The sequence below is a fragment of the Microvirga sp. GN3 genome (assembly GCF_055792825.1).
This window is the reverse complement of sequence record NZ_JBVVAK010000002.1, coordinates 211,843-220,760: the sequence shown is the minus strand read 5'-3', so window position 1 is coordinate 220,760 and position 8,918 is coordinate 211,843. Positions and strand designations below refer to the sequence as shown.

Genomic DNA, 8,918 nt, shown 5'->3' with positions numbered 1-8,918 from the left:
ACGAGATCCTCGCCCGCAAGGAGGAACTCGGCCGCCTGCTCTCGCGCGAGGAAGGCAAGACCCTGCCCGAGGGCATCGGCGAGGTCACCCGCGCCGGCCAGATCTTCCTGTTCTTCTCCGGCGAGTGCCTGCGCATGGCCGGCGAGAAGGTGCCGTCCGTGCGGCCGCTGATCGATGTCGAGATCACCCGCGAGCCGGTCGGCGTCGTCGGCCTGATCACGCCGTGGAACTTCCCGATCGCGATTCCGGCCTGGAAGATCGCTCCGGCGCTCGCCTATGGCAACACGGTGGTGTTCAAGCCGGCCGACCTCGTGCCGGGCTCGGCCCATGCTTTGTCCGAGATCATCATCCGCGCCGGCGTGCCGGCGGGCGTGTTCAACCTGGTCATGGGCCGTGGTTCGGTGGTCGGCGAGGCCATGCTGAACAGCCCGAAGGTGTCGGCCATCTCCTTCACCGGCTCCGTGCCGACCGGTCGCAAGGTCGCCCAGACCTGCGTCACCTCCGACCCGATGAAGAAGGTGCAGCTCGAGATGGGCGGCAAGAACCCGATGGTGGTGCTCGACGATGCCGACCTGAAGGTGGCGGTGGACTGCGCCGTCAACTCGGCCTTCTTCTCCACCGGCCAGCGCTGCACCGCCTCCTCGCGCCTGATCGTGACGGACGGCATCCACGACCGGTTCGTGGCGGCCATGCAGGAGCGCATGCAGGGGCTCGTCATCGACGACGCCCTTAAAAGCGGCACGCAGATCGGCCCGGTGGTCGACCAGAGCCAGCTCGACCAGGATCTGAAGTATATCAAGATCGGTCAGGAGGAAGGCGCCAAGCTGGTGGCCGGCGGCGAGCTTCTGAAGCGTGACACCCCCGGCTTCTATCTCGCACCGGCGTTGTTCACGGAGGTGAGCAACCAGATGCGCGTGGCCCGCGAAGAGATCTTCGGGCCGGTGGCGACCGTGACGCGGGCGAAGGATTACGACGAGGCGCTGGAACTGGCCAACGACACGCCGTTCGGCCTGTCGACGGGCATCTGCACCACGAGCCTGAAATACGCCAGCCACTTCAAGCGCAATGCCGAGGCCGGCATGGTGATGGTGAACCTGCCCACCGCCGGCGTGGACTATCACGTGCCGTTCGGCGGCCGGAAGGGCTCGTCCTACGGTCCGCGCGAGCAGGGCCGCTACGCGCAGGAGTTCTATACCACGGTGAAGACCGCCTACACCTTCGACGGCAATGGGCCTTACGTGCCGAAGACCAAGGGAAGCGAGTAAAAGGCGAGTACTCTCACAACTTGTGCGGCCTCGGCATCTCAATCTGCGAGATGCCGAGGCCATTAACTTATGTGATAGCTGAGCTTGCGGAATCGCGGTTTCTGCCGGGCGAAGCGGTATGCGCTTTCGGATTCCAAGGGGCTGCCGGCACGGCATCCCGAGTGGCGTTAACTTTATCGACAAAACTCAGGCAGCTTTTGGCCCAATCCATTGAACTTTGCCATGGGAACGCCATCATAGGCCTCCAAGAGAACTTGCACTTACAAGCTCGAATTTCTGCAGTGGCAAACGTTGTTGCGTTCAAATCCAGGTCTGTTGGCGTGGAAAATTGAATTGCAATTTCGTTCTATTGAGAATGGATGCTGCCAGTTCTGCGAGCCGGTGAGTGGCGCTCCGTTAATAGTAGAGAACTTAATATGGTTACTTCCCGGCGTTATCTCATTGCTTCTTCCCTTGCACGTCTGATCCGCAAGGAGCGGGGGGGCAATCGTGTGACGGAAGGCCACTTCCCCAACCAGGCTGACCGCAGTTCCTTCGTGGTCGTGGAAGGCGACAAGGGCAGCCTTGTCCTGCTTCATGCGGGTCCCAATGGGCCGATCGAGGAGCGCACAGAGGTTCCGCGCGCTCATGCCGAGGCGCTTCTCGACGTGACGCCCGGCAAGCTTGACTATCTTCTCACCCACCTGACTGTCGGAACCCGAGACATCCAGATCGTCCGCTTCGTGACGCCGGGCCCCTTGGACCTCATCTCCGTTCCGTTCGAGAGCGACGAGGAGGCCAGGGATTTCCGGCCCCTGTCCTGGTTCGGTTCGGATGTGACGACGGAAGTAGCCTATCAGAATCGGTCCATCGCTTTGGAAGGCGCACCGCAGGCGCCCGACGTTCCGATGTCGAACGCCGCCCTCAACAGCCTGCTCGATACGCTTGAGAACCGTTATTCCGCCCCGCGTGGCTATACCCCGCACGCGCCCGCGCGCGCCGCGGCGGAAGCCACACCAGGGCAGCGCAACGCGCCAGCCGCACCCGCGCAAGCAGGCGAGAGAACGGCGCAGCCTCAACGGGGCGTCCTGTCCAGGCCCGCCGCTCCGGTCGATGCGGATCTGGGCGATGACGATGCCGGCGACGACAACGATCTGAACCTCAACATCGAGGACAATGTCATTCGCGAGCTCGCCCGCTCGCTCCGGCCTCAGCGCCGCTGATCGCTCGTTCCATTCAGGTTCTAAGAAAGCCTGCACCATTCGCGTGGTGCAGGTTTTTTTCAACTCGGCAGCACGATGCAGCTGCCGCCGGCCGTGCGAATGTTCCGGCACAACTGCTCCGCCGCCTGCCGCGTTTCGGCCGGTGCCCGGACCCGGTAGAAGGTCCGCGTGCCGCGATAGCGCAGCCGCGTTCCGATGATCATCGGACGCATGTCCTTCAGGAGTGAAGCGTAGGCTTGGCTCGCGCGCCTGAACGTGGCGAGGGCCCGTTCCTTCGAGAAGTTGCCGGCAAGCTGAACGCCCCAGGGGGCGAAGGGTGCCTCGATGGTATCGCCACGGCCGGGAATGCGCAGGGTGGCGACGATCTGCTGGCAACTCTGCTCTGACGCTTGCCAATCGTCGGCGTTCTTCCGCTCCTTGGCATCCGCCGCCCATTCCTCGGCGGAACGGCCCGTCACCACGAACACGTAGTTCCGAGTCTCGGCAGGCAGCCCTCCCTGGCCGGCGAGCCAGGAGGTCACGCGGGCAGGTCCTCCATTATAGGCGGCGGCCGCAAGCCCCAGATTGCCGAACTGCTCGCTAAGATGGGCGATGAATTCCGCGGCCTTGGGGATCGCCTGCTCGGGATCGAACGGATCGGTCAGACCTCTTTCCTTAGCCGTGCCCGGCATGAACTGGGCGATGCCCTGTGCGCCCACAGGGCTGACGACGCGTGGGCGAAACGAACTCTCCTGCCAGATCAGCCGGGTGAGCAGATCGTGCGGGATCTGCTGGGTCCGAGCCGCCCCTTCAATCAACCGGCATAGGGCCTGCTCGACGGTCTCCGTTGACGCTCCCGGGTTGGCCCAGGCGGCGCCGCAGAGGACAATTCCGCAAAGCGCCAGCCACAAGCGCATGAAGAACCCCGCTCGGAAGAGTTGATGATCGAACAATGAAGATGACGTGCCAAGCTACAAATAGGCGATCATTCGCCCTGCCAAGAGCACGACAATCCAGGCGACGAGGGAAACAAGGGCGTAGACACGGGCTTCCGGCGGCAAGGCACCTGCCCGCATGGCCGTTCCGAAACGGGCGTGAAAGAGGGCGACGTTGACGAGCCCCAGGGCAATGAAGGCGAGCTTCACGTAGAAAGCCGGATTTACCCCGAGCGCGCGCGCTTCGACGGCCAGGAGAAGCGTTCCGGTCGGGATCTGTATTGCAAGGCCGACGGCGGCGAGGGGGATGGCATAGCGCCCGACCTGCCATGCATGCTTACCGTGCTCGGCCAGAACCTTCAGGTCGAAGACCGCAATGCCGCCGACGACGAAGGCTGCCCCGAGCACGTGCAGCAAATTTGAGATCGTATAGAGCCAAGCGGAATGACGTCCCGTATGGCCGAGCCAGGACCCCTCCAGTGCGGCAAGGAAATCGAGATACATGGGAGGCCTAGCGCAGTTCGTAGGTCTTGCCGCTCACGACGATCCGTTCTGCTCGCATTTCCGTTGCGGTGCGGGTGGAGGGATAGCCTTCGAGCCTGATCTGCGTTCCGGGCTTGATCATGTCGGGATTCAGCCCGCGTGCGTTCATGCGGAACGGAGGCGCGAGCACCGCCTCCCAGCTTTTCCCCTGGTAGGGCACCATCACCATGACGTGTGGGTTCTCCCAATCGGCCCGCTCGACATTACCAGCGATCGTCATGACCCGGCCTGCATCGTAGCTGCCCCAGCCATGATGGGCGACGGCGATGCCGCCGGTCAGGAGGGCTCCGGAAAGACATAATCCGAACAGAGGAAGTTTCATGATAAACCCCTGGTCTCTGAGCCAGACAGATGGCCAGAGTTGGCCGCAGGGGGCGTGGCGTCAAGGCGTTTGAAGGCAAGGCTCACCCCGATCATCGGATCGTGATGGGATGGCCCGGAGGATTCGCCCGTCTGCGGCGTCCCGGCTATGCTGCGGTTCTCGAATCAACCCTTGTTCAGGGACAGCAATGGTATCGATCTTCAAGGACCTCTGGAACCGTCTCGCAGGCGGAGGCAATGCTGGCGAACGCGAGGAACCTGCCGCCGAGGCTGTAGAATACAAGGGCTTTCGCATCCGGCCGGCGCCTTATTCCTCCAAGGGCGGATTCCAGACGGCCGGGGTGATCGAGAAGGATTTCGAGACGGGCATGAAGGAGCACCGCTTCGTGCGGGCGGAAACCCATCCCAGCAAGGATGAGGCTGCCATGTTTGCGGTCACCAAGGGCAAGCAGATCATCGACGAGCAGGGCGACCGCATCTTTCGCTGAACGCACCGATCCCCGACCTGCGCCGCATTGAACCGGTTTCCGCGTTTCGTGCGCAGAGGCGCGCAACCATTGCCGATTGCGGAGGTTGCCTCCGTAAACGCGCGCCTTTCTGCGGACAGCTCTCAATCAGATAATCTGATCATGCGTCTCAGGATTATCGATTGGCGCTGATTGCCGTGGGTTCTTACAATCTCGCGGGGGCGTGTCGCAATCAAACCGTCAGTCAAGGGAGATCGCCATGGCCAAGAACCCCAAAACGCCTTCGGAAGCATCCGATCGGGTCCTGACGAACAGGCAGGGTCATCCCGTTGCCAATAACCAGTCCCAGCGCACTGTGGGCAGTCGCGGCCCGGCTACGCTGGAGAATTATCAGTTTCTTGAGAAGATCACCCATTTCGACCGGGAGCGCATCCCTGAGCGGGTCGTCCATGCCCGCGGCTTCGTGTGCTACGGCGAGCTCGAGGTGACCGGCAAGATCGGCGACGAGCCCGCGTCGAAATACACCCGAGCCAAGCTGTTCCAGACAGCCGGCAAGAAGACGCCGCTCGCCATCCGCTTCTCGACCGTGATCGGCGGTCGCGATTCTTCCGAGGTCGCCCGCGATCCGCGCGGCTTTGCGGTGAAATTCTACACCGAAGACGGCAATTGGGATCTGGTTGGCAACAACCTGGCCGTTTTCTTCATTCGCGATGCCATCAAGTTTCCCGATGTCATCCATTCCCTGAAGCCGGATCCGGTCACCTTCCGCCAGGAGCCGAACCGCATCTTCGACTTCATGAGCCAGACGCCCGAATCCATGCACATGCTGACCCACCTGTTCAGCCCGCGCGGCATTCCGGCGAGCTACCGGCACATGGAGGGTTTTGGGGTCAACACCTACAAGATGGTCAACGCGCAAGGCGATACCGTCCTGGTCAAGTACCATTTCCATCCGCGCTGCGGCGTCGCCAGCCTGACGGCGGACGAGGCGGCCAAGGTGCAGGGACAGGATCTCGGCTCGGCCTCCAAGGATCTTTTCGAGGCCATCGAGCGCGGCGACTATCCCCAATGGGATCTGTACGTGCAGATCATGGAGGATCATGACCATCCGGAGCTCGACTGGGATCCGCTGGACGACACCAAGATCTGGCCGGAGAAGGATTTCCCGTTGCGGCACCTGGGCGTCATGACCCTGAACCGGAATGTGGACGATCACTTCAACGAGAACGAGCAGATCGCCATGGGCACCGGTGTCCTCGTCGACGGGCTCGACTTCTCCGACGACAAGATGCTGGTAGGCCGCACCTTCTCCTATTCCGACACCCAGCGTTATCGCGTCGGCACGAACTATCTGCAGCTGCCCGTCAATCAGGCCAAGAATGCCAAGGTGCACACGAACCTGAACGGTGGGACGATGGCCTATCGCCGCGATCTGGCGCCGGGACAGAATCCACATGTGAATTACGAGCCGTCGATTCATCACGGCCTGCATGAGACGCCGCGCGAGGAGCCCAACAATCCACCGGAAGTGCGCGGGCGTCTGACCCGCAGCGTGATCGAGCGGCGCAACGATTACATCCATGCTCGTGGCCGCTACTGCACCATGATGGATTGGGAGCGCGACGATCTCGTTCACAACATGGGCACGCTGCTCGGCCAGTGCGAGCGCGACGTGCAGGGGCGCATGGTGTGGCACTTCCTGATGGTGCATGACGATTACGGCACCCGTGTCGGGAAGATGCTCGGCATCACGGCCGATGACGTGAAAAATTTGCCCCCGCTGCTGAAGCAGATCCTGACCGACGAGGAAAAGCGCCGCCTGCAGAATCTCGGCAGGAACGGCGACACAATCGACTCGAATATCTGGGGGCAGTGGACGAGCTCGGTGAAGAATTACAAGGCCTCGGCCGAGGAGGTTTTGGGCGGCCTCCACGATGTCACCCCGGCCATGGGGCAGGCAGCCGAATAAGCCTCAAGCGATGATTTATGGGAAACGAGCCGGGAAATCCCGGCTCGTTTTCTGTTTCGGCTCTGGCACATGCCCGGAACCCAGGCTCCCGCGGCTTTCGGCATAGGCCTTCGTGAATTCGGCGCCGAAGAGCAGGATCAGGGACGAGTAATAGATCCAGAGCAGGATCGTGATGATGGACGCGGCGGCACCGTAGCTCGACGCGATGTTGCTCTTGCCGAGATAGTATCCGATCAAAAACTTGCCGAGGGTGAACAGGAGCGCGGTGACCAGGGATCCAGTCCAGACATCGCTCCAGCGCAGATCCACGGCCGGCAGGAGCTTGAACATCATCGCGAACAGGAGGGTCGCGATGACGAAGGCGACGAGGCTGTTCAGAAAGCGCAGGATGATCGTGGCGCCCGAGAAATTGGCCTCGAGATAGTGTCCGACGGCGGTCAGCCCCGTGTCGATGACGAGCGACACCAGCAGCAGAAAGCCGATCCCGAGGACCATGGCGAGGCTGACGAGCCGGGTGCGGATGAAATCCAGAGCGCCGTAATTCGCGGGCGGCTTCGCCTTCCAGATGATGTTCAGATTGTCCTGCAATTCCACCACGGTCCCGGTGACCAGCAGAAGAAAGGTCACGATGCCGATGGTGGTGCCGAGGATGCCGGAGCCCATGTTGCTGGCACTGGCGATCATGGCCTCAAGGGCAGACGCCTCGCTGGTCCCGATCAGATCGCCGAGCTCGGCCACGATGGCGCCCTGGGCCGCCTCCCGTCCGAAGGCCAGTCCCGCGACCGCGATGGCGGCAAGCAGCATGGGAGCCAGCGAGAAGACGGTGAAGAAGGCGATGGAGGCGCCAAGGCTCATGGCGCGGTTATTCCACCAGCCCGCGAATGCCACCTTCAAGAGCCGCCATGTTTCAGAAAACATGCATGGGACCGATCCCGCCGGGCGAGCCGGCGCCGCAAACGGAGTGACTTGGCCGTTAACGGGCAGGAACTTTCTCTGTTCCTGCGAAGGAGAGGCGGTCACCGTTGCCGAGGCATCGTGCGGAAAACGGCTGCGGCCCTCCGCACGATGCGAGGCTTATGGGATCGACCTGTTGGGCTAAGCAGCCGCTTCCTGCTTCAGCGATGCCATATCGATCACGAAGCGGTACTTCACGTCGCTCTTGAGCATCCGTTCATAGGCTTCGTTGATCTTCCGGATCGGGATGATCTCGATCTCGGCTGTGATGCCGTGCTGGGCACAGAAATCGAGCATTTCCTGCGTCTCCGGGATTCCACGGATCAGGGAGCCGGCAAGCTGGCGCCGTTTCATGATCAGATTGAACACCGTCGTGGCCGGGTGCGGCTCGGCCGGCGCGCCGACGAGCACCATGGCGCCATCGCGGGCGAGAAGCACGAGATAGGCGTCGAGGTCGTGCGGCGCGGCGACGGTATCGAGGATGAAATCGAAGCTGTTCACGTGCTCCTTCATGGCCTCCGGATCCTTGGACACGACAACTTCATGGGCGCCGAGGGTCAGGGCATCCTCGCGCTTGTTGGGGGAGGTGGTGAACAGCACCACATGCGCCCCCATGGCCCGCGCGAGCTTGACCGCCATGTGGCCCAGGCCGCCGAGGCCGACCACGCCGACCTTCTGGCCGGGCTGCACGCGCCAGCGGCGCAGGGGGAGTAGGTGGTTATCCCTGCACACAGGAGAGGCGCCGCTGCGGCCAGGTCCATGCCCTCCGGCACCTTCAGGACGAAGTTCTCATCGACCACGATGAGGTCGGAATAGCCGCCATAGGTATTGGCGCCCGCGCCCTGCTCCGGGCCGTTATAGGTGCCGGTGAAGCCCACCTCGCAGTATTGCTCCAGGCCCTCGCGGCAGCTCCTGCAGGTGCGGCAGGAATCCACCATGCAGCCGACGCCGACAAGATCGCCGACCTTGAACTTCTGCACGCCGTCGCCGACGCGCGTGACGCGGCCGACGATCTCGTGGCCTGGCAGTGAGGGAAAGAGAGTGCCACCCCATTCCGCACGGACCGTATGCAGGTCGGAGTGACAGACGCCGCAATAAAGAATCTCGATCTGGACGTCGTTCTCTCGCGGCTCCCGGCGTTCGAAGCGGAAAGGGGCAAGCGGTGTGGTCGCGTCCTGGGCGGCATAGCCAAAAGCTTTGGTCACGGGAATATTCTCCGAATTTTCGGGCGGCGGGGAATGCAAGACCTAGCGGCGCGACGGGGCGCGCAGAGGCACTGAAGT

The 8,918-nt window shown here is 62.6% G+C and carries 8 protein-coding genes and 1 pseudogene; 4 read left to right on the top strand and 5 right to left on the bottom strand.

What is annotated here, in order from left to right; translation table 11 throughout:
• A partial coding sequence (locus ACS5Q1_RS02105) for an aldehyde dehydrogenase family protein (protein WP_473096631.1) occupies positions 1 to 1,265 on the top strand: 1,265 nt, incomplete at its 5' end.
• A gap of 416 nt (positions 1,266 to 1,681) precedes the next feature.
• Positions 1,682 to 2,467, top strand: a complete 786-nt coding sequence (locus tag ACS5Q1_RS02100; RefSeq protein ID WP_473096630.1) for a hypothetical protein — start codon at positions 1,682 to 1,684, stop codon at positions 2,465 to 2,467.
• 59 nt (positions 2,468 to 2,526) lie between these two features.
• On the opposite strand, the gene ACS5Q1_RS02095 is transcribed toward ACS5Q1_RS02100, so the two are convergent.
• From ACS5Q1_RS02095 to ACS5Q1_RS02085, 3 genes are read right to left on the bottom strand one after another with little or no spacing between them, the layout of a single operon-like run.
• The gene (locus tag ACS5Q1_RS02095; RefSeq protein WP_473096629.1) at positions 2,527 to 3,363 is read right to left on the bottom strand and encodes a transglycosylase SLT domain-containing protein; all 837 of its coding nucleotides are present in this window, start codon (positions 3,361 to 3,363) and stop codon (positions 2,527 to 2,529) included.
• A gap of 54 nt (positions 3,364 to 3,417) precedes the next feature.
• A complete protein-coding gene (locus ACS5Q1_RS02090; protein ID WP_473096628.1) occupies positions 3,418 to 3,885 on the bottom strand; it encodes a hypothetical protein in 468 nt (155 codons plus the stop codon).
• Positions 3,886 to 3,892: 7 nt separating this feature from the next.
• Positions 3,893 to 4,246, bottom strand: a complete 354-nt coding sequence (locus ACS5Q1_RS02085; RefSeq protein WP_473096627.1) for a DUF6152 family protein — start codon at positions 4,244 to 4,246, stop codon at positions 3,893 to 3,895.
• 187 nt (positions 4,247 to 4,433) lie between these two features.
• Between ACS5Q1_RS02085 and ACS5Q1_RS02080 the strand changes: the two genes are divergently transcribed.
• Together ACS5Q1_RS02080 and ACS5Q1_RS02075 are read left to right on the top strand one after the other, a co-directional pair.
• Positions 4,434 to 4,733, top strand: a complete 300-nt coding sequence (locus ACS5Q1_RS02080; RefSeq protein WP_473096626.1) for an HlyU family transcriptional regulator — start codon at positions 4,434 to 4,436, stop codon at positions 4,731 to 4,733.
• Positions 4,734 to 4,971: 238 nt separating this feature from the next.
• The gene (locus ACS5Q1_RS02075) at positions 4,972 to 6,681 is read left to right on the top strand and encodes a catalase (RefSeq protein ID WP_473096625.1); all 1,710 of its coding nucleotides are present in this window, start codon (positions 4,972 to 4,974) and stop codon (positions 6,679 to 6,681) included.
• A gap of 15 nt (positions 6,682 to 6,696) precedes the next feature.
• Here the strand turns inward: ACS5Q1_RS02075 and ACS5Q1_RS02070 are convergent, their stop codons facing one another.
• Together ACS5Q1_RS02070 and ACS5Q1_RS02065 are read right to left on the bottom strand one after the other, a co-directional pair.
• The gene (locus ACS5Q1_RS02070) at positions 6,697 to 7,599 is read right to left on the bottom strand and encodes a YihY/virulence factor BrkB family protein (protein WP_473096624.1); all 903 of its coding nucleotides are present in this window, start codon (positions 7,597 to 7,599) and stop codon (positions 6,697 to 6,699) included.
• 177 nt (positions 7,600 to 7,776) lie between these two features.
• Positions 7,777 to 8,840, bottom strand: a pseudogene (locus tag ACS5Q1_RS02065) (NAD(P)-dependent alcohol dehydrogenase).
• Positions 8,841 to 8,918: the final 78 nt, after the last annotated feature.

Coding starts and splice junctions, on each gene's coding strand:
- ACS5Q1_RS02100 (WP_473096630.1), top strand. CDS start 1,682: ATGGTTACTTCCCGGCGTTATCTCATTGCTTCTTCCCTTGCACGTCTG.
- ACS5Q1_RS02095 (WP_473096629.1), bottom strand. CDS start 3,363: ATGCGCTTGTGGCTGGCGCTTTGCGGAATTGTCCTCTGCGGCGCCGCC.
- ACS5Q1_RS02090 (WP_473096628.1), bottom strand. CDS start 3,885: ATGTATCTCGATTTCCTTGCCGCACTGGAGGGGTCCTGGCTCGGCCAT.
- ACS5Q1_RS02085 (WP_473096627.1), bottom strand. CDS start 4,246: ATGAAACTTCCTCTGTTCGGATTATGTCTTTCCGGAGCCCTCCTGACC.
- ACS5Q1_RS02080 (WP_473096626.1), top strand. CDS start 4,434: ATGGTATCGATCTTCAAGGACCTCTGGAACCGTCTCGCAGGCGGAGGC.
- ACS5Q1_RS02075 (WP_473096625.1), top strand. CDS start 4,972: ATGGCCAAGAACCCCAAAACGCCTTCGGAAGCATCCGATCGGGTCCTG.
- ACS5Q1_RS02070 (WP_473096624.1), bottom strand. CDS start 7,599: ATGTTTTCTGAAACATGGCGGCTCTTGAAGGTGGCATTCGCGGGCTGG.